The organism is Natronogracilivirga saccharolytica (assembly GCF_017921895.1).
GTDB classification, from domain to species: domain Bacteria; phylum Bacteroidota; class Rhodothermia; order Balneolales; family Natronogracilivirgulaceae; genus Natronogracilivirga; species Natronogracilivirga saccharolytica.
This window is the reverse complement of sequence record NZ_JAFIDN010000003.1, coordinates 180,619-201,211: the sequence shown is the minus strand read 5'-3', so window position 1 is coordinate 201,211 and position 20,593 is coordinate 180,619. Positions and strand designations below refer to the sequence as shown.

Here is a 20,593-nt window from a genome sequence, read left to right as displayed (position 1 = left end):
AAAAAGAGTAAAAGTGGGTTGAATGAGGTTTTAATAAGACACGGAAGCCTCTTCGGTGATACTTTCAACCGAGACGACCGCCTTGTTCTGCCGGACCAGCGTTTCGATGCGTTCAAGCTCAAGATCCAGCAATTCCCGCTGCATCTGCAGCACTTCATCGAACCGGACATTTCCGGCGGCGTATTCATCACCGAGAATCTCATATGCCTGTTCGGCCCGGGGAATCAGTTCGTCCTCAAGCAGTTTCAGCGACCGCTCCGAATCCCGGAACTGCTCAAGGGCTTCTTCAAGCCCGGTCAGCAGGGTGTTTTCTGTCTGCACCCGTTCATAATCCAGTCCGCGAAGCTGCTCTGAGGCCTGGCGATACTGTGCGCTGTAGCGCGATCTGTATATCGGCACCCGTATGGTCGCCATTCCGACAAAACCCTCGTTCATGTCGGGGCTCATCGACATCGGTCCGAAATCGCGTCCCATTACTTCCAGTCCGAGACCGAAACTCGGCCGTCCGTCCAGCCTGGCCTGATTCTGCTGCTCCCGGAGCATGCGCTCCCGGGCATCGAGCTGGTCGAACTGAGGGTTTTGCGCGATCAACCGGTCTTTCAGGGCTTCTTCGGTATGGGGAAGCGTGCGCGATGCAATCTCATCATCCGTTTGTACTTCGGCATCGGGCGCCCGGTTCAGCAGCGCGTTAAAGCGGGCTTTGACAGGATTCCTTTTATCTTCCAGATCAGAAATCCTGGTCTGCAGACGCTGCTCTTCCATCTGAATGCGAAGCAGGTCGGCCTGTGCGGTGTTCGCCGTTTCGTAACGAATTTCCACAAGCGTTTCCAGATCACGCACCAGTTCGATCGTATATTCAGCGATTTCGATCTGCTGCTGCAGTTCCGTCAAATCGAACCATGCATACTGAATATCACGAAACAGCTCCAGCTGCCGGCTGTTCAGGCTCTGAAGATCAGCCTCCGATGCGGCCCGCTGCATTTCCCGGCGCGATTCCAGGGTCCCGAACCAGGGAAACATCTGCATTGCGGATATCGAAAAACGACCGAGCACCGTCTCCGACATCATCGGGTTGAAATCGAACCCGATATTTACTTCTGGATCGGGAAGTGTTCCCACCTGGGGAATCTTCTCCTGCTCTGACAGGTACCGGTGCCAGAGGGCGCGCAGCTCCGGGTTCTCCTCTGATGCGATGCGGAGATACTCTTCGAGCTGCGGATGCCTCTCCTGTCCGGAATACGGGGACTCCTGCCGGGTCTGATCTTCCGGACGGTCCGGCGCCTGAGCCGGAACGGATGAGGCGGTCATCAGGATGATCAAACCGGCCAGTGACAGCACGGGCAGCCACCGCGCCGTTCCGCACGACATTGCAGGATTTGGATTTCTATGAATATCAGTCATGGTCTGTTTTGCTTTCGTGGTTAAATGTCAGCGTTGTTTCTTTCCATAAGGCGTAGAGCAGCGGAACCAGAAGCAGGCTAAGTACCTGGATGAGCATTCCGCCGAAAATGGGAATCGCCATAGGAATCATAATCTCGGAGCCCTTGCCGGGAGATGTGAGTATCGGCATCAGCGCAAGCAGAGTCGTGCCGGTGGTCATCAGACAGGGCCTTACCCTGCGCATGCCGGCCTGGATGGCCGTTGCGTACACCGCCTCCCTGTCGCCCGGCTTTTTCCGCTCAAACAGCTGCTCCAGATAGGTGGCCATGACCACGCCGTTGTCCACGGCAATGCCGAACAGGGCCAGGAATCCGACCCAGACCGCCACACTCATATTGATGGTTCCCATCTGGAAAAACTCCCGCAACTCCGTGCCCATGACAGAGAAGTTGAAGAACCAATCCTGTCCGTACAGCCAGAGAAGGACGAATCCGCCGGCCCAGACCAGAATGATCCCGGAAAACACAATCATGGTGACCGGCGATGAGCGGAACTGGAAGTAGATGATCAGGAAGATGATCAGCAATGTAATCGGCAGCACGACCGACAGTCGTTCAGCCGCCCGTTTCTGATTCTGAAACTCTCCTTCAAAAACATAGCTGATGCCGTCGGGCACACTCAGGTTGCCTTCGCTGATCTGCCGGTCGATCTGGTCCTGCGCACGGTTGACCACATCCACAGGCGCCTCGCCGGGCTGAGCGTCAAAGGTGACGTAGGCGTTGAGGAAGGTGTTCTCGCTGCGGATGTTCATCGGGCCGGTCTCAAACCGGATCTCGGCCAGCTGCCCGAGCGGGATCTGGGAGCCGTCCGGAGCCGGAATCAGAATCCGTTTCATTGCATCCGGATTATCCCGGTACTCGCGGGCATATCTGGCGCGCAGCGGATACCGCTCACGTCCTTCGACGGTCATCCCGAGCATCTGTCCGCCAATAGCGGTGCTGATGACCTCCTGCACATTGCGGATGGTCAGGCCATGACGGGCGATTTCCTGCCGGTCGATGGCAATTTCCAAATAGGGCTTGCCTACCACCCGATCGGCGAATACGGAAGCGGGACGCACGCCTTCCACCTGGCGCAACACCGGCTCCAGACTGGTGGCGAACTCGTCGATCGTCTCCAGATCCGGTCCGCTGACACGCACGCCCATATTGGCCCGCATGCCCGTTTGCAGCATAATCAGCCGGGTTTCGATCGGCTGCAGTTTCGGGGCGGATGTGACCCCCGGCAGATCACCCGCATGCAGGATCTCTGTCCAGATATCGTCCTGGTCGTGGATATGATCCCGCCATTGGCGGTAGTAACGCCCTCGACGATCGGGGATCAGTTCGCCGGCATCATCCCGGACAAACGCACCGTTTTCCACTTTATAGCGCACCCGGCGGCCCCGCTCATCGGTCTTGTACTCGCTTTTATACATGATGACATTTTCGAACATGGAAATAGGCGCCGGATCCAGGGCCGATTCCACACGACCGATCTTGCCGACCACGGTTTCCACTTCCGGGATGGAAGCGATCCTCATATCCATTTCGCGCATCATCTGAAGAGTCTCTTCTATGCCAGCGTGCGGCATGGTGGTAGGCATCAGGAGGAACGACCCTTCATCAAGAGTCGGCATGAACTCCTGACCCAGACCCGGAAAACGCTCGTCGGCGGCAGACCAGACACGAGTCTCTTCTATTTCCACTCCGATCACATTCCAGCCCTTTGCAACAAACCGGAACGTCGTGTCAAATCCCTGCCAACTCATCGCCCCAAAAAGCAAGATCAGCAGGGGAATAGTCAGAAAGGCGGTTTTGCGCCTCAGTGACCAGTCCAGAATACGTTCGTAGTATCTCATGAAAAGCCAGAACAGGCCGAAAATGACGCCAACCATCAACAGGATGAAGAGCAGGCTGACCGAAACCGGATTTTCGGGTCCAAGCGGCAGCCAGTTGCCGGCCAGCAGCCAGGCAACGGCCAGAAAGATGATCCCGTTGTTGACCCACGGTGCCCACGGCCGGTACTCTTCGCGCCAGATTCCCGCCAGATTATTGGCGCCGAGGGCGATCAGGGCAATTCCGGCCCAGGCCAGATACGCAAAGGCAACAATCACACCACCGGCAATCATGATGCTGTTCCAGATGATGCGCCATTTCCTGCTGTCGATGCGACGTGAAAAGAGCCAGTGGGAGAACGCCGGAATCAGCGTGATGACGATAACCAGTGCCGCGATCAGGATAAAGGTTTTGGTGAAGGCAAGCGGGCCGAACAGGCGCCCCTCCTGAGCCTCCAGCATGAATACCGGCAGAAAGCTGACAATCGTGGTCATCAGCGCGGTGATCACGGCGGGACTCACCTCCGAGACAGCCCGGTAGATGGTCTCCAGCATATTCTCTTCGGGATCTTTCTCTTCTATATGCCTGAGCATGTTTTCGGTGAGGATGATGCCCATATCGACCACCGTCCCGATGGATATGGCAATACCGGCCAGTGCCACCACATTGGCATCCACCCCGACGTATTTCATCATGATGAAGCTCATCAGCACCGCCAGTGGCAGCAGCAACGAAATGATAAGCGACGTGCGCAGATGCATGACCATGATGATGATCACAATAATGGTGATCAGGATCTGCAGCGAAAGGGCCTCCTCCAGCGTGCCGAGTGTTTCGTAAATGAGGCCGGTGCGGTCATAAAACGGGACAATTTCCACCTGGGAAACGGTACCGTCGTCCAGCTCTTTGGACGGAAGTCCGGGAGCGATGGTTTCGATCTCCTCTTTTACATTCTGAATAACTTCAAGCGGGTTTTCTCCGTACCGGGCCACCACCACGCCGCCGACCGCATCCGCGCCCGCCTTGTCAAGGGCGCCGCGGCGCTGTGCCGGACCCATCCCGACGTGAGCCACATCTTTTATGCGGATCGGCGTGTTGTCCTGAACAGCCACCACACTCTCTTCCAGATCTTCCAGTGACTGGATGTAGCCAAGGCCGCGGACCACATATTCGGCTCGGTTCATTTCGATGGTCCGGGCGCCGATATCCAGATTGCTGCTGCGAACCGCATCGGCAATATCGGACACCGTGACACCGGCCTCGCGCATGGCGTCCGGATCGATGTCCACCTGATATTCTTTGACGAATCCGCCGATGCTTGCCACTTCGGCGACACCCTCGACCGCCGAGAGCGCATATCGCACCTGAAAGTCCTGAATGGAGCGAAGCTCCTGCGGATCCCATCCGCCGGTGGGGTTGCCGTCGGCATCGTGGCCTTCCAGGGTGTACCAGAAAATTTGTCCGAGAGCGGTGGCATCGGGACCGAGTGCCGGCTGGACCCCATCAGGCAGCAGATCGCCGGGCAGTGCGTTGAGTTTTTCGAGGATACGCGCACGGCTCCAGTAAAACTCGACGTCATCCTCAAAAATGATGTTTATGGATGAGAAGCCGAACATGGAGTTGCTGCGGATGGTGCGGACACCCGGGATGCCGAGCAGCTGAGTGGTGAGCGGATAGGTGATCTGATCCTCGATATCCTGCGGCGAGCGTCCGGACCACTCGCTGAAGATAATCTGCTGATTATCGCCGATATCCGGGATGGCATCCACCGGTACCGGATCGCGCGGAATCAGGTCGATATCCCAGTCGAAGGGTGCGGTGGCGATGCCCCAGCCTGCCAGAGCCAGAAACAGCAGCAGGGCAATCAGTTTGTTTTCGAGAAAAAATCGAATAATTCGGGATGTCATTGTGACGTGTAAATAGCGGTTTGAGTGTTATGCTTCAGGGTGCGTTAGATACTTCTTGTTGCATGGGATGCAGGTATTTATGTTACTTGCACCTGAATCGGGCTGAATGCTTTTGCACCGGCTGAATAATCTGCATCCGGTTGGATGTCAGCGTCAGATTGAATAATCAGAAGCCGGACAGCATACTCAGTTCACAAAGCGGCACAACCGGCTCACAATAAGGTGTGATGGCAAACAGGCTGTGTCCGGAAAGCAGATTCTGATCACAGGATAGGCTTGTGTGATCAGTGGCGGTATTTTCAGTTCAGAAATACCTGGTTGGCCAGATAGACGGGTACGGATGGCGGCAGATCGGCCACCTTCGCCGCAGGCTTTATTTGAAACGATGCCATACTTCGGGCGGGAACCTCATGGGATGAGGGTATGGCAAATTTCAGTGTATGCTGCAGGGTGGCATCACGGAAGGATGAATCGTGATGACCGGAAAAGGGTGCGAAATAGCAATTGCAGATCTCGCAGGAAGTACAGTCGGATTCCGGGTTCTCATTTTCTAACGGGCAGCAGTCGTCGTTGCTCACGGGCTGCTCTGCCTGCCCCTGCTCCTCCATTGTGCAGTGAGCACCGGCCAGATTTTCCATCGGCAGAAACAGCAATCCCATCAGCAAAAACGCCGCAATGAAGTGGACCCGCCCTTTTCCGGGGGCAGCTGCATTCACATCAGGCAGTGACAGATATTTTGGGACCGGCTGGTTCATCTTTTTCTGGATGGCACTGGAGGAAATGTAACTCGTTGACGGTTACGATGTAATATTTAAACGCAATGTAACACAGAATATCAACCCGATATTTTTTCTGTGACGGTGTATCCCGCCCCGGTAATGATATCGATGATTTCCCGGTCCGTGAGCGTGTGATGCACTTCAGCTGTTCCATCTTCGTGGCTGACACGGGCGAGGGTGACACCATCATCTTGTGACAATGCCGTTTCGACAGTACCAGAGCAGCCGCTGCAGCTCATTCCTTCGACTTTAAAGACTTCTTTCTTTTCCATAATTCGTGAACATCATGTGATCGAAAAATCATTCCGGCTCAGCCGGTCAACATGACGAAAACCACCACTATAACGGCCATCACAGCCGCAATACGGTTCTTCCAACGTTTCATCGAAACCTCGATTAGGTAAATATTGTGAGGGATGTCTGTATAAACTCATCTACCCGGGTTATCGTCAATATATTAAAATTTCTTTACTTTCCATGTGGATAATTACAGCCGCCGGATGCGAAGACTGTTAGTGACCACACTGACCGAACTCATGGCCATGGCAAATGCCGCAAACATCGGGCTGAGCAATCCGATAGCAGCCAGTGGAATTCCGACTGAGTTGTAGACAAAGGCCCAGAACAGATTCTGTCGGATTATTCTCAGTGTACCTCGTGACAGATCAAGGGCTTCCACCACTTTGTCAAGGCTCCCTCCCACGAGGGTGATATCTGATGACGACATGGCCAGATCCGTTCCGCCTGACAATGCCATGCCGAGATCGGCCTGCACCAGTGCGGCAGCGTCATTTATGCCATCACCCACCATGGCCACCCGCTTGCCCAACTGTTGATAACGTTCTACAATTTTCGCCTTTTCGTCAGGTTTAACATTTGCTTCAAGGTGATCAATACCGAGACGGTCGGCTACTACGCGTGCATTACGGTACTGGTCGCCGGTGACCATGACCGTTTCAACATTCATCCGGTTCAGCCGCGCGATCACATCCGCTGCTTCCGGACGCACCTCATCCGAAACAGTTATGAATCCGGCCGGCCGGTCATTCAACCTGACCAGCAGCACGGTTTCCCCGCGATCCTGCGCTTCTTCGATGTACTTTTTTTTCTGCTCGTCGTACGACTCATAAACCGTGTGCGCACTCACCGTGACCTTCCGTCCGGATACCATGCCGGTAATTCCCATGCCCATGAACGTCTCCACCTCTTCGGCATCCAGAAGCGGCAGCTCCTTTTCCCCAGCCTGGCGGACAATACAGTTGGCGATGGGATGATCCGACTGCTGCTCCACGGAAGCCGCCAGCACCAGCAGGTCATTATTGGTGAGCGTATCATCGCCGGTCACATCCACCCGGCTGACCTGCATCACACCGGTGGTCAGTGTCCCGGTTTTGTCGAACATCACCACATCGGCCCGACGGGCTTCTTCAAGCGTCACCGCATCCTTGATCAGGATACCCTTTTCCGCGGCTCGCCCGGAACTCACCATCAGTCCGGTCGGCGTAGCCAGGCCGAGTGCGCAGGGACAGGCAATGACCAGCACCGCAACCATGTTGACCATAGCCTGCGCGGGACTTCCGGCCCAGAGCCAGAGCAGAAATGTCACCACGGCAACCACCAGAACAATGGGCACAAAAATGGACGCCACCTTGTCGACCAGACGCTGGATGGGCGGTTTTGAGCTTTGGGCGTCACGCACCGTTTTGATGATGCGCGCCAGTGCGGTATCGCGGCCCACCCTGGTGGCCGTCATCTCGAACGTGGTGGATGTGTTCCGCGTACCTCCAACGACCTCGCTTCCGGGCTCTTTTTCAACAGGCACACTCTCGCCGGTCATCATCGATTCATCGACACTTGCCTGGCCCGACAGCACCTCGCCATCGACGGGAACCTGCTCCCAGGCCTTGACCAGCAGTTTGTCCCCGACAGCCACATCCTTGACAGGGATGGTTTCGTAGGATGATCCGGCAATACGGTTGGCGCGCTGCGGGGCAAGCTCCAGCAATCCGGCCATGGCATCACGGCTTCTGTGCCGCGCCCGCTCCTCCATCCATTTTCCGAGAAGGATGAGCGCTATAATGATGGCGGCAGTTTCAAAATAGATTTCATTGGGCTGGACCACGCCGCCTTCGCGACCGAAAAACATGGCATAGGTGCTGAAGGCAAAGGCGGCACCCGTACCGATGGCAACGAGGCTGTTCATATCCGCAGCCCCGTGTTTTGCCGCCCGCCAGGCGCCGGTGAAGAATGATGCGCCGGCATAAAACAGAATTACGGCCGTAATGACCATCTGGGCCAGACTCCACATGGTAAGGTTCTGCATGACCCATTCATTCCACGCGGGAATGGCCATCGGGCCCATGTCCAGCACAAAAACGACAGCCGCCAGCGGCAGGGCAATCCAGAATTTTTTCCTGAACCGGGATGTCCGGGGTGCGATGGCGTGGGTGTCGCGTTTATGACCTGCCTCCGGAACTTCCATGCCTGCAGATTGCTCTTCACCTGTTTTGGTACGGTCTGCTTTATCTGTTCCGCCATGATCTGCTTCATCTCCGGCTTCTGAAGGCGCGCCGGGGCTTTGATCCTGCAGGTACCCAAGCTCATCAATGGCAGCTGCACCGTAGCCGGCCTTTTCCACAGCCCGGATCAGCGTATTGATATCCGTGCTGGCCGCCTTTACCCTGGCCTCGGATGTGCCCATGTTGACATCGGCCTGCTCCACACCATCCACGGATTTCAAAGCCCGCTCCACATTCGTTACACAATTTGCGCAGCTGATGCCGTCGATCTGCAATGTGTAATCGCCGGATTCCGGACTGTTGTCCTGCGGACCGTTTTCCTGTGAACTCTTCTGCTGAAGGTTCTTTTTATGCTTGCCGGACTTTTCGTTTCCTTCCGCTACCGGATTGTTATTGTATGGCTGATTTTTACGCGTCATTTCCTGTTGCTGTCGCTTTCATTGCAAAATGGTATGATCAAATCCGGCACCGGCATCGATGCTGTGATCATGTCTTATCCAAAAAACAAAAACAGAAGCGGAATCGTGTTACAACGAGTCAGGAAAATGTTATACAATTTTGACTTCCCGGCCGGCTCTCTTAACGTTTTGCAATGGCCTCAGCTGAGCGCGTCGAGCTTGCTGCGTTTTCCGGGGTTATTCGTCTTGTACTCGGTGACGGAACTGCCTGTCACTTTCCGGAACTGGGCGGACAGATGCTGGACACTGCTGTAGCCAAGCTGGTGAGCGATCTCGCTGAGTGTCAGTTCATCATAGCTCAGCAGCTCTTTCACACGCTCGATGCGCAGCCTGATGAGATATTTTTCGATGGTTATCCCCTCTTTGGCTGAGAAGGATCTCGAAAGCGAGGAGTAGGACCGGTGAAGTCTGGAGGTGATAAACTCCGATACCGGCTGAGAAATGACATCCCCGTTGCCGCCCGCTTTTTTGTCCGCCCTGGACTGCGCCTCGACTTTGGACAGATAGGCAATCAGCAGCGACTTGATGACCGTAACGGTCTCCTCTCTCCGGTCACGGGCAAGCTCAAATCCAATACTGTTGAGTTCCCGCTCAATCAGCGTCAGCTGATCGTCATACGGGACCGGTGAAACAACCGCTTCACCGAGTGTGACCCCGGAAACCTCAAAACCCAGCGTGTTCAGCAGGTCCCTGACCGACATGATGCACCGGTCGCACACCATGTTTTTGATACGCAGTTTGTGCGCATCCTGTCCGCCGGCTGATACGGGCCGTATAGAATCACTGGAACCAGATTGCTTGTCCCTGGTTTTTGTCATCGGTTTTATGCGGAGTTACAGATTTATGCGGAGTTGCATTTTTTTTTGCTTTATCCGGATTTCTGCGATTATTCAACGGTTACGCTTTTGGCCAGATTTCTTGGCTGATCAACATCGCAGTTCCGGTTAACAGCAATATAATACGATAAAAGTTGTAAAGGAATTACTGTAATCAACGGAGTGAAACAATCGTGGACCGGAGGCACGGTAATATTGAACTCGGCCAGCTGTCCCACCCCGGATTGCCCGTTTGTCGAAATGGTGATAATACGGCCTTTTCTGGCTTTTATTTCCTCGATGTTGCTGATCATCTTGTCATTGGTATGATGGGTAGCTGCGATGACAACTACCGGCATATACTCATCGATAAGCGCGATGGGACCATGTTTCATCTCTGCGGCCGGATATCCTTCCGCATGTATGTACGATATTTCCTTCAGCTTCAAAGCCCCTTCCAGTGCTACCGGAAAATTATACGACCTTCCCAGATACAGCACGTTCGATGAATAGGTGAACAGCCGGGCAACATGTTCTACCCCGGATGCATTTTCAAGAACGGCAGAAACCTTTTCCGGCAGCGACAACAGCTCACTGATCAGCACCTTCATCAGTTCATCTGATATGATGTTCCGCTGTTGGCCGAGCAGCAGCGCCATCATGGCAAGGACCGTGACCTGGGCGGTAAAGGCCTTTGTGGATGCCACTCCGATTTCCGGTCCCGCGTGGGTATACACTCCGGCATCGGTCTCGCGCGCGATCGTCGACCCGACCACATTGCATATCCCCAGCACCAGAGCTCCCCTCTTTTTCGCCTCACGAAGCGCCGCAAGGGTATCCGCGGTTTCCCCGCTCTGGGATATGACAATCAAAACATCCCCCGGACCGATGAGCTGCTCGCGGTATCGGAACTCCGAGGCATACTCCACTTCAACCGGCACCTTCGCCAGGTATTCAAACAGGTACTCACCCACCAGACCGGCATGCCAGCTGGTTCCGCATCCTGCAATCACAATCCGGCGGGCATTGACCAGCCGGTCCAGAACGTCGGCCAATCCGCCCAGCTGGATACGGTTCTCCGAGGCAATCACGCGCCCCCTCATGCAGTCGGCGATGGTCTCGCTCTGCTCATATATCTCCTTGAGCATAAAATGGGGATACCCGCCTTTCTCAATCTGCTCCAGGCTCATGGCCAGCTCGTACACTTCCTTGGACTGCTCGAGCTCCTTCAGCGTCGAGACATGGCAGTCGTCTTTTGAAACAACGGCCACTTCCTCATCCTCCAGATAGATCACTTTCTGGGTATATTCAACAACCGGGGATGCATCCGATGCGATAAAATATTCATCCTCGCCGATGCCGATCAAAAGCGGCGAGCCTTTCCTTGCGGCAATAATCCGGTCAGGCTGATCCTTGTGGATGATGGCGATCCCGTATGTGCCCTCAACCTGCGACAGCGCCTGTCTGACGGCCCGGGTGAAATCAGATCCGCCGGTCGCGTGCATTTCCTCAATCAGATGAGCCAGCACCTCGGTATCGGTTTCACTCCTGAACGTATGCCCCTTCCTTTCCAGGTCCTGCTTGATCGCATTGTAATTTTCGATGATCCCGTTGTGAACGATGGCAAAGTTCCCATGCGAATCTGTGTGGGGATGCGCATTGATATCGCTGGGTTCACCGTGCGTAGCCCAGCGCGTGTGCCCGATGCCTGCCGTGCCGGCAAGGCCCTGCTTGCCATTGCGCTCGGTCAGCGCGACAACTTTACCCGCTGATTTCAGTATTTCAAGCCCGTTTCCCGTGACGGCCATTCCGGCCGAATCGTATCCGCGGTACTCCAGGCGCTGCAGCCCTTTGATGATGACTTCAGAGGCATTCCGCCAGCCTGTATATCCTGCAATTCCGCACATGGTGATAAATGTTTTTCAGGTTGATCCGTGATGATGATTCCGTTTCCGCTCTTGCTTCAGGCGCTCTCAAAGTTATGGATAATAGCACCCTGGAAAAATTATTATTTATTAATTCTATTTGCTTTAAAAATTATGTATCATTTGCGGGTTGCATATGAACCCCAATATTCTTCAAAAGAAGATGCACTATGACTATTTGTTTCTTTGAGGATGAAGGCCATCGCCGCTTTGCACCTCTGACCCTGACCCGGCCGGTGGACGACCTGCGTGCCGGAATTGTTACCATTCGTGAAAAATGGGAGATGTACCTCGGTCCGGATTCCATCACACGCACCCGCCGGCCTCCGCTGATCTACCTGTTTACCACCGGACTGCCCGATAACAGCAGCGATGTGCTGTGGATCAATGCGCGCTGGCTGCCCGATGCCGCAGCGGCTGATGAAGTGCGAAATCTCGATGCGTACCAGGCGCTCAGGCACGACGGCCGGATCGTTGCCATGCGGCTGCCCGTGAACGAAAGCCGGGATTGTTATGAGAACGGGATCGGGCTGAATCATTTTCTTACTCATACGGACGATGTCCGGGACACTGAAAACGGAACCCTGATCAGCAATTTGTGGGATTTGTTTCAGGTCAATGAAGAGCAGATATGCAACGACATCGAACTGCTGAAATCGGTCCGCTCATTTGTTAGGCCGGACTGGCCCCATGCCACATTGATCCATCCTGATGCCATTTTTGCCGGACCCGATGTCAGGGTTGATCCCGGTGCGGTTATTGATGCCTCTGCCGGACCGGTGTACCTCGGACGAAACAGCCACGTAATGTACGGTGCGGTTATCCAGGGTCCGGGCGCCCTGTGCGAAGATTCCGTGCTGAAGATGGGTTGCAAAGTCTATCCCGGCACCACCATCGGCCCGGTCTGCAAAGTAAGCGGCGAAATCCACAATGTGATCATGCACAGCCATTCCAACAAGGCGCACGACGGTTATCTCGGAAACAGTCTGATCGGTGAGTGGTGCAATCTTGGGGCGAACACGACGACATCGAACCTGAAGAACAATTACAAACCGGTGAAGATACCTGAGTGGTCGACCGGACACGTATACTCCACACCGCTGCAGTTTTTCGGCACGGTGATGGGAGACCACGGCAAGACCGCGATCAACACGACGTTATCCGCCGGAACCCTGTGCGGGGTATTCTGCAATATTTTCACCTATGGCTTCCCTCCGAAACACATCCCCTCCTTCAGCTGGGTGAGTCCCGAAGCAACCGAACCCTACGAATTCGAGAAAGCGATGGTGACGGCGGAGATCATGATGGCCCGGCGCGGTATCCCGCTGGAAGAGAACTACATCCGCATGATGAGACATATTTATGACCACAGGCAGACGGGGACCAGCGGAACCGTTGACGCAAAAGGACATTCCGGTACTGCGCAGCCGGGGCTGGCGGCAACGCATCCGCCGGTCGTTTGAAAATTCGGCATCCGTCCGCATTTGTATTATTGAAATTTCAAAAAGACTCCTTATATTTAAAATCTACTGAAAAACGATGCCGAAGTGGCGGAATTGGTAGACGCGCACGTTTCAGGGGCGTGTGGGAGCAATCCCGTGCGGGTTCGAGTCCCGCCTTCGGCACAAAAAGCCTTGTAAGCTACTGACTTGCAAGGCTTTTTTTTTGCAAGAATTCACCGCATGATATTTATGCGTTTGAAAGCAATAACAAAGCAATAACAATTAAAATTAGTACCAGACACCCGCATCCTTTTCTGACTGTATCACCTAAGTTTCTTCCACCTAAAAAAGCACCAATAATAATCACTACTATCAAGAGGATGACAAATAGCTCCATGGGATATTTTTAAAATGCCGGGGAAAAGTTTTCAAAGTAATGTTACTAAAATAATCACCCTGCCATCACAATTCTTGTGAATTTTGCCGGTACGATTAAGGTAAACCGGGAATCAAGCGCAAGGCCGTTATAGTGCAGATTTTTTGCAGTAAATCCGGAACCTTTTTGGTCTCATAATGGAACCACGGTTTAACCAGTTCATTATGCCCACGAATATCACTATTAAAGGAATTCCCGACGATGTTTATCAAAAGCTTAAGCAACAAGCGATTGACCTGATCGAAAATGATCGTAAATTAGTTTTGGCTTCAAATCATCATAGCTATTTCCGGAATCATAATCTGTGAGATCTGTTTTTTTGGATATGAGTAAAGCCTTCTCATGAAAAAATACCTCCGCCCCGGCCTGCTTTTCCTTGCGCTCCTGCTCCTGTTCACGCTGCCGGATCCCGGGACGATGCGTACGCCTGTTCTTGACGGAATTCTGATTGCTGTGCTGATTCTGATTCCCCTGCACCTGATTGTCGCCGACAAAACCTCCACAGATCCTCATCATGCCCTGAGCTGCTGGATTATCGGGATTGCGGGCGTAGTGCTGACCGGGATATTCTGGTTTCGCATCACGGCCGGCAGTTATGGGATGGAGATGGGGCTTACAATCAGGATTTTGAAAACCTTTTTCTTCTGGATCCCCGCCGCTCTTTTCGCAATACTATACAGGTCGGAAGGTGAAAGCTGGATTCCCGGAAAACGCAGCGTCATCCTGATCCGCCTTCTTGTAGCGGTGGCAGCCGGTCTCATTGGGCTGGCAGCCAGTGAAATACTCAGGGACAGAATCGACCGGGTCCCTTTGGAAGACGCCCTGGTACATGTGGAACGGCAGCTTCCGGACGGAAACCATCGGATCAATTTCAAGCATGAGAAATCCGTCCTTCACCTGGATGTGATTTTTGATTCTTCCTTCACAGAGCCAAACATTCACAGCCTGCAGCGCATCAGAGCGATTGCCGGTCAGGCATCCCGCCTCACGCGGCGCCATGATACCGACAGTCTGAAACTTCGAATTCGCCGCAATGCAGCGGAACTGGCTGCTATGTCCTCGCCCGATCCGGAAACAGATCGTCCCACCGACCGCCTCCGCATCAATTACAGCGGCACCGGCCTGAGCAGCCTCCCGGAACCCGGTGATCTGGATTTGCTGCCCGACGTGATTCATGCCATCTCACGGCCGAAAAACCTCGAGGCAGCACTTGACGGAACAACCCTGGTTCTGCGGTGGACCGGCAAACCGGAAAACCCCCTGGAAACCCGCCATGATCCATTGATAGTACCGGATATTATCCATGACTGGCGATGGGCCAGTATTTGTGCAAGACGGGCAGTCAGACTGTTCAACGATCTTGAGTCGGTTCGGCTCGATATGCCCGGCCACTCTGTCACGGTTGCAGCTGACAGTGTCGATGGAGCATTCCATTTCAAGCAGCATGTGCCGGTACCTGACGTTTCCGTTACTATTCAGATCTTTGACAATGAAGAAATGCCGGAGCTTCCGGAAGCGGCAGGCAATGCGCCGTTAAGGCTAGTTGGGGGAGAGGGGGATTTTGACACCCGCCATAACCGGTCCGGGCCGCTCTGGCCGTGGCAAATGACGATACTGTCCGGTTATCGCTTCTATATTATTGACATAGAAGACGAAGGCACTGTCCATTTTGTGATCTACCCGACGGGTCAGCCGGAAGAAGCCCGCTGGACGAAACTTCAACCCGGACAGACAAAGCAACTTTATTCGGTTTATCTGCGTAATTTAAATAGTCCGCGCCCACAGAAGGAAACAGATAAAGGTGCACTGAAATCAGTTCGACGATTTTTAAAAGAAGCCGGAGTAATACCACCCTAAAAACAGGCATAATGTTAAGGTATAAAGGATATCACGGAAACGTAGCGTTTGACGAAGAAGCTGGTCTTTTTCATGGAGAAGTCGTGGATTTACGCGATGTGATTACGTTTCAAGGGAAAAGTGTTGACGAACTGCAACAGGCTTTTCACGATTCTGTTGATGACTATCTGGATTTCTGCCAGCAGCGGGGTGAGGATCCGGACAAACCGTTTACGGGGCGCCTGATGCTTCGTCTTCCAACTGAGGTTCATCGCAGTGTCTATGTTCGGGCAAAAAGGGAGGGGAAAAGCCTGAACGAGTACATAACTGAAAAACTATCCCAGACTAATTAACACGCTTCTTTGCGATCCGGCAAGCTTTCTTTTGAAAAAGGATATGAGGGTTATGTTGCTTTTGACTCCAAGTCTGCATTAAGTGAACACTACAAGGAAAAACTGGGTGCATCGCATTTCCGCGGACAACGAATGTTTATCGAAACCGTTAATGCCGTGATGCTGATCACCAAATATTTTAAGCAATAATTTTTCATGGGAAGGATTAAAGAACCAAAAGGAATTGATTTCATCGTCAAATCGGAGCCTTGGTCTGAAAAAGAGCTTAAGGAGTTCCGTGGTTTAATGAAAAAGCAGAAATCACAGCTCTCTGACGAAAAACGTAAAGCTTTGAAAAAGCGCGTAGAAAAACTATATCAGTCTCAGTCATAGTTTTTAACCCCTTCTTCTACATTTCTTTCCACCAATTAGTGTTACGCATCAAGCGGGATTGTGAAATGCTTCTACCTTTATTGATTTAACAGACAAGCCTGTTATGCGTTTGCTGCGATCTTTCCTTTTAGCTAAGGTTTCTAACAGAGAGGTTTTACAAGTACCTTAGTTTTCAAAGCCGTATTATTGGCGAAACAAATGCAAACAAATGCGGCGTAACCATGCTGAAGTCACTTCAATTGGCCTTGCGGGAACATGCCAGTGAATCCGATACCCGGCAGCTCAGCTGCTATTTCAAAACCGGTCCCGGAGAATATGGCGAGGGGGACCGGTTCATCGGGGTGCGCGTACCGGTTGTCCGGAAGATTGCCCGGAAGTATCAAAAATCCGCTTCCCTTTCCGATGTACAGGAGCTGCTCACCTCTCCTGTCCACGAGGAGCGGCTGCTGGCACTGATCATCCTCATTCACAAGTACAACGGCGCGCCGGAGCACATCCGGGAATCGATTTATGCGATGTACCTGAACCACACCCGATACATCAACAACTGGGATCTGGTAGACACCTCGGCCGAACACATAGTGGGCGCACATCTTTACAACCGGCCGCGGCAGCCGCTGTATGAACTGGCAGCATCGGACAGCCTGTGGGATCGCCGCATTGCCATAATGGCCACGTTCCATTTCATAAAGAAAAACGAATTCGGAGATACGCTGAAGATCGCTGAAATGCTCGTTGCCGATACCGAAGTTCTGATCCATAAAGCCGTGGGATGGATGCTGCGGGAAACGGGCAAGCGGGACCGGCCTGCAGAGGAGGAGTTCCTGAAAAAGCACCGCCTCCGCATGCCGCGAACCATGCTGCGATATGCAATCGAAAAATTCCCGGAGGATCTCCGGCAATGGTATCTGCACGGCAGCTGATCCGCCCTACTTCACGAACATCATCTGCCGGGTCTCCACATAATTATCAGCCTCAATACGATAAATGTACACTCCGCTGGACAGCCGGGCGGCATCGAAGGTCACCTCGTGCCAGCCGGGTGACAGGTTTTCGTTAACCAGGGTAGCAACCCTCCGGCCAAGCAGGTCGTAAACCATCAGGTTCACATGTCCCCGCTCCGGCAGGGCAAATCGGATCTGCGTAGCCGGATTGAACGGATTCGGATAGTTTTGCTCCAGAGCGTATTCGGTGACAACCTGATCCGGCTCAGAGGATGTAATTACCGATGCGCTGATTTCCAGAAAATCAGCCGCAAAAACGCTGTCAAGTGAGCTGGCTTTGAAGTCCTCGAAGTACAGACGGAACGGCGCCGTATGTTCGGTGGCAGCCAGATCTATCTCGGCAATGCCAGCCTGACTGGTGGTCCCGTGCTTGCTGGTTCGTGATACGGCCATGGCCACGCCGGCGTGATCTTCAAGTTCATGCATGAACATGAGCAGCTCATCGCTCTCACCAAATCCGGAAACGGGCTTGATGACCGGTTCCGGCAAGACACCGGAATAAGCCCGCATCAGACCCGAAATCCCCAGTATTCCGGACTCCGGCATCACATCGGCATCAGCCCTGATCTCCACCCGCAAAACTTCGCCGGGCACCATTTCTCCGACATCCACATAAGGTGTTTGCCCGTCGGAATCGGGCTCATCCCGGGCCAGCACGTTCTTGCCGGTTTTGCCCGGACGGGTTTTTCCGAAGTTCAGGCCAACGGGCAGAATATCATTCTGGTTGATACTGCCGTCGCCGATGGCATCGGCATAAGTGGCCTCCACATTTTCCCAGGAAGCCGCCGGCCTGGCCTCCCAGCTCACATCAAATCCATCCCGCGCCGGACCGCTCATATCATAATACTGACCAACCGGCAGGATGTCGTGCATATCCACAATCCCGTCGTTGTTGGTGTCACCGGGCCAGACCAGCAGTGATGAGTATGCAACCGAAAGCGGCTCGTTTGAAAGGACCAGCTTATCCCCTCCGGAATCCAGTGCCAGGACCTCTTCCAGGCTGATGGTGAGGATCCCTTTGAATTCACGGGTGGCACGATATATCACCGTGGCCAGCTCGCCATGCCCGCTGATGCCGTCATTGGCTTTGCGCGTAAGCGACAAATCAACCGAAAGGCTGTCATCGGAAATCTTCTTGAACAGAATCAGATCCTCTTCGTCACCCGGGAAAAAATCGCCCCAGATCACATCCTCAATCTCAAGGTTGGGTTCGGATTGATGCACCTGGAATCCGATACCATGCAGATCCCGGACCGGCGCGGCATCCGAGCCAATAACAATAGTGATGGCAAACAGACTGTCCTTGTAGATGACCGGATATTCGGCCCGGATCGCAAGTTCGGGGTCGGCAACAGGTTCCGGCGCATCGCGATGCCGAAACAGCTGCACAGCATGGTCCGGACCGCCAAAATTGCCGATCGCCAGATTCATCCCGTCCGGAGAAATATCCAGTCCGCGGTAGACAAGGTGATACAGATCCCCGGATGACTGACTCTTCCAGGCCACCTGATCGACAATCTCATAGTCGGCCTGGCCGTGAACCTTTATACCGTAAATGGTCCTGGTCTCCCACATGTCCGGATCTCCCCTCGGGTCATTGGCGGTACCCGACGCCGCGGCATATATGACACCGGTTTGCGGATCCACGGCAACCGCACCCGGATCCATACCGATGAATGACAGGGTATCCAGAGGCTCGAATCCGTCGGATACACTTCCTTCGTAAACCGCAAGACGCCCGGTTACAGTAACGGTATCGCCGTTTTCCGCAATTTTGCTTTCATACCGGGATGGCTGATAGACACGATCGCCTTCCGGGCTCACCGCTATGTCCCGCGCAAATCCCGGCCGGTTGTCCCTCACTATCGCGACCGGATTGAAATTCTTGTCCAGCACGCGAATCGGCTCGCCGGGCCAGACCGTCGAATAGTATATGTATCCGGCATCATCCACCGCATGGTGCGTGGCGTGTGCTATGTCATCCTCCCTCATGCGCGTAACTTCGGCAACCCCGATTGCTTCGCCGGTCCTGTGAGCCAGGCGGACCAGAAAGGCGCGGGATCTGTTCCATCGGATGGTGCTGTCGTTTTCGCGGTAGCCGTGGACACTGATAAGAATATCTCCGTTGTGATCCCTTTCCACCCCTGTTATTGCTCCAAACCGGAATGTGGAGTCACCGGTTTCAACACTGTATACGGGACCAATACCGTCACAAAATTCACCTTCGGGCGTAAGGCAATATACCGGGTTGATGTTCTCTCCATCCTCAAAAAAGTGGAAGTACAGTCCGGACCAAACATTGCCTGCCGCATCAAAGGCAACGCCATGTGAACGGTTAAAAGGCTTGTCGGAGCCGATGCTCTTCTTAAAGTTCCAGTTTGAATCTGTTACCGGTGGTGGTCCGGACGGAGGCGGGGGCGCCGGCACGTCGGGCTCCCCGCGGACAAACCGCTGCAGCCCAAATCCGGAAAAGGATCCGGCAACCAGGGCCGAACCATCCGAGTTGATTGCCAGGCCGCGATACGGATGCACAAATTCATCATCTTCGAAGTGCCATTTGAGCTCATCCACTACATCGTAACCGGCATCCGGATCAAATCCGTAGATCCCCATGGCATCCCATCGGGTGATGTCCGTTAACGCAGACGAGCCGCTACCCGATGCCGTTGCATATATCACACCGGTTTTCGGATGAATGGTGATCGCGCCCGAATCCATACCGTCGATGGAGGTGGTATCAACAAGTTCATACGAGCCATGCGGACCGTCCTTGCTTTCATAGATCTCAATATACACGTTATCGGTGGGCTGATAGACCCTGGTCCCGTCGTGATTGACTGCGATGGCGCGGGCAAATCCATCCCGGGAATCCGTCACCTTGCCGATTTCGTTCAGTTCGGGATCCAGCACCCGGATGGGTTTTCCCGGGAACACTGCGGAATAGTAGACGTACCCATTCCCGTCAACCGCCAGTTGGTACGTGTGGGAGTTATCGCCGAAGCGCGGAACCGTTATGTCCCTGACATCCATCCCCTCGCCGGTCTGATGGTCTACCCGGACAATGAAAGAACGGGAGGTATTAAATGTATAATCGGGACTTTCTTCGGTGCCGGAATTGTAGATGAACCCGTTCATGGACACCAGTATGTCACCGTTTTGATCCCTGGCCGCGCCGGTCATCTTTCCGAAACGGAAGGTAGAGTCCCCGTGCTCAATTTTGTAGACCGGCGAAAATGCACAGGGGGTCTCCATATCCACCTCCAGGCATTGCAGGACACGGGCCGGATTGCCGTCCTCGTCGGTGGCAGGATAATAACCGGCATTCCAGAGTTTATCCTCACCGTCAAAGACCAGTCCGTGGGTATTGTAAATACTGCCGTCGGATGGCACCCGGCTTTCAAACTGCCATTCGTCATTCTGTGCGGCTGCGAATACCGGCAGCAGCAGAAAAATCGTAATTCCGAATAATTGCTTTTTCATAAGCTCGCCC

General features: G+C 53.8%; 14 protein-coding genes and 1 tRNA gene. 7 read left to right on the top strand and 8 right to left on the bottom strand.

Annotation, left to right across the window (positions count from 1 at the left end; translation table 11 throughout):
* Positions 1 to 30 precede the first annotated feature (30 nt).
* From NATSA_RS05310 to glmS, 7 genes are all read right to left on the bottom strand, one after another.
* Positions 31 to 1,401, bottom strand: coding sequence for a TolC family protein (locus NATSA_RS05310; RefSeq protein ID WP_210510966.1), 1,371 nt, complete (start codon positions 1,399 to 1,401; stop codon positions 31 to 33).
* A complete protein-coding gene (locus tag NATSA_RS05305) occupies positions 1,394 to 5,164 on the bottom strand; it encodes an efflux RND transporter permease subunit (protein ID WP_210510965.1) in 3,771 nt (1,256 codons plus the stop codon). Before NATSA_RS05305 ends, NATSA_RS05310 begins: the two co-directional genes overlap by 8 nt.
* Before the next feature lie 299 nt (positions 5,165 to 5,463).
* Complete coding sequence (locus NATSA_RS05300; protein WP_210510964.1) at positions 5,464 to 5,919, bottom strand: hypothetical protein; 456 nt, start codon at positions 5,917 to 5,919, stop codon at positions 5,464 to 5,466.
* Between the two features lie 80 nt (positions 5,920 to 5,999).
* Complete coding sequence (locus NATSA_RS05295; protein ID WP_210510963.1) at positions 6,000 to 6,215, bottom strand: heavy-metal-associated domain-containing protein; 216 nt, start codon at positions 6,213 to 6,215, stop codon at positions 6,000 to 6,002.
* A 215-nt stretch (positions 6,216 to 6,430) separates the two neighbouring features.
* Complete coding sequence (locus NATSA_RS05290; RefSeq protein ID WP_210510962.1) at positions 6,431 to 8,881, bottom strand: heavy metal translocating P-type ATPase; 2,451 nt, start codon at positions 8,879 to 8,881, stop codon at positions 6,431 to 6,433.
* A gap of 179 nt (positions 8,882 to 9,060) precedes the next feature.
* Positions 9,061 to 9,738: a helix-turn-helix domain-containing protein gene (locus NATSA_RS05285; protein ID WP_210510961.1), complete on the bottom strand. Its 678-nt coding sequence runs from the start codon at positions 9,736 to 9,738 to the stop codon at positions 9,061 to 9,063.
* A 68-nt stretch (positions 9,739 to 9,806) separates the two neighbouring features.
* A complete protein-coding gene (gene glmS, locus NATSA_RS05280) occupies positions 9,807 to 11,642 on the bottom strand; it encodes a glutamine--fructose-6-phosphate transaminase (isomerizing) (protein WP_210510960.1) in 1,836 nt (611 codons plus the stop codon).
* 188 nt (positions 11,643 to 11,830) lie between these two features.
* Between glmS and NATSA_RS05275 the strand changes: the two genes are divergently transcribed.
* The 7 genes from NATSA_RS05275 to NATSA_RS05245 all read left to right on the top strand — a co-directional run bounded on the left by NATSA_RS05275 (position 11,831) and on the right by NATSA_RS05245 (position 17,022).
* Positions 11,831 to 13,123, top strand: a complete 1,293-nt coding sequence (locus tag NATSA_RS05275; protein ID WP_210510959.1) for a putative sugar nucleotidyl transferase — start codon at positions 11,831 to 11,833, stop codon at positions 13,121 to 13,123.
* 78 nt (positions 13,124 to 13,201) lie between these two features.
* A tRNA-Leu gene (locus NATSA_RS05270) sits at positions 13,202 to 13,285 on the top strand.
* Between the two features lie 595 nt (positions 13,286 to 13,880).
* On the top strand, positions 13,881 to 15,395 hold the full coding sequence (locus tag NATSA_RS05265) for a hypothetical protein (protein ID WP_210510958.1): 1,515 nt from the start codon (positions 13,881 to 13,883) through the stop codon (positions 15,393 to 15,395).
* An 11-nt stretch (positions 15,396 to 15,406) separates the two neighbouring features.
* Positions 15,407 to 15,727 (top strand): type II toxin-antitoxin system HicB family antitoxin, encoded by a 321-nt coding sequence (locus NATSA_RS05260; protein ID WP_210510957.1) that lies wholly within the window; start codon positions 15,407 to 15,409, stop codon positions 15,725 to 15,727.
* A gap of 9 nt (positions 15,728 to 15,736) precedes the next feature.
* Entirely contained in the window at positions 15,737 to 15,916 is a 180-nt protein-coding gene (locus tag NATSA_RS05255; RefSeq protein WP_210510956.1) for a hypothetical protein, read from the top strand.
* A 6-nt stretch (positions 15,917 to 15,922) separates the two neighbouring features.
* The gene (locus NATSA_RS05250) at positions 15,923 to 16,099 is read left to right on the top strand and encodes a hypothetical protein (protein WP_210510955.1); all 177 of its coding nucleotides are present in this window, start codon (positions 15,923 to 15,925) and stop codon (positions 16,097 to 16,099) included.
* Positions 16,100 to 16,320: 221 nt separating this feature from the next.
* Positions 16,321 to 17,022 (top strand): DNA alkylation repair protein, encoded by a 702-nt coding sequence (locus NATSA_RS05245; protein ID WP_210510954.1) that lies wholly within the window; start codon positions 16,321 to 16,323, stop codon positions 17,020 to 17,022.
* A 6-nt stretch (positions 17,023 to 17,028) separates the two neighbouring features.
* Here NATSA_RS05245 and NATSA_RS05240 read toward each other — a convergent pair whose 3' ends face one another.
* A complete protein-coding gene (locus NATSA_RS05240) occupies positions 17,029 to 20,583 on the bottom strand; it encodes a T9SS type A sorting domain-containing protein (RefSeq protein ID WP_210510953.1) in 3,555 nt (1,184 codons plus the stop codon).
* Between the last annotated feature and the right edge of the window lie 10 nt (positions 20,584 to 20,593).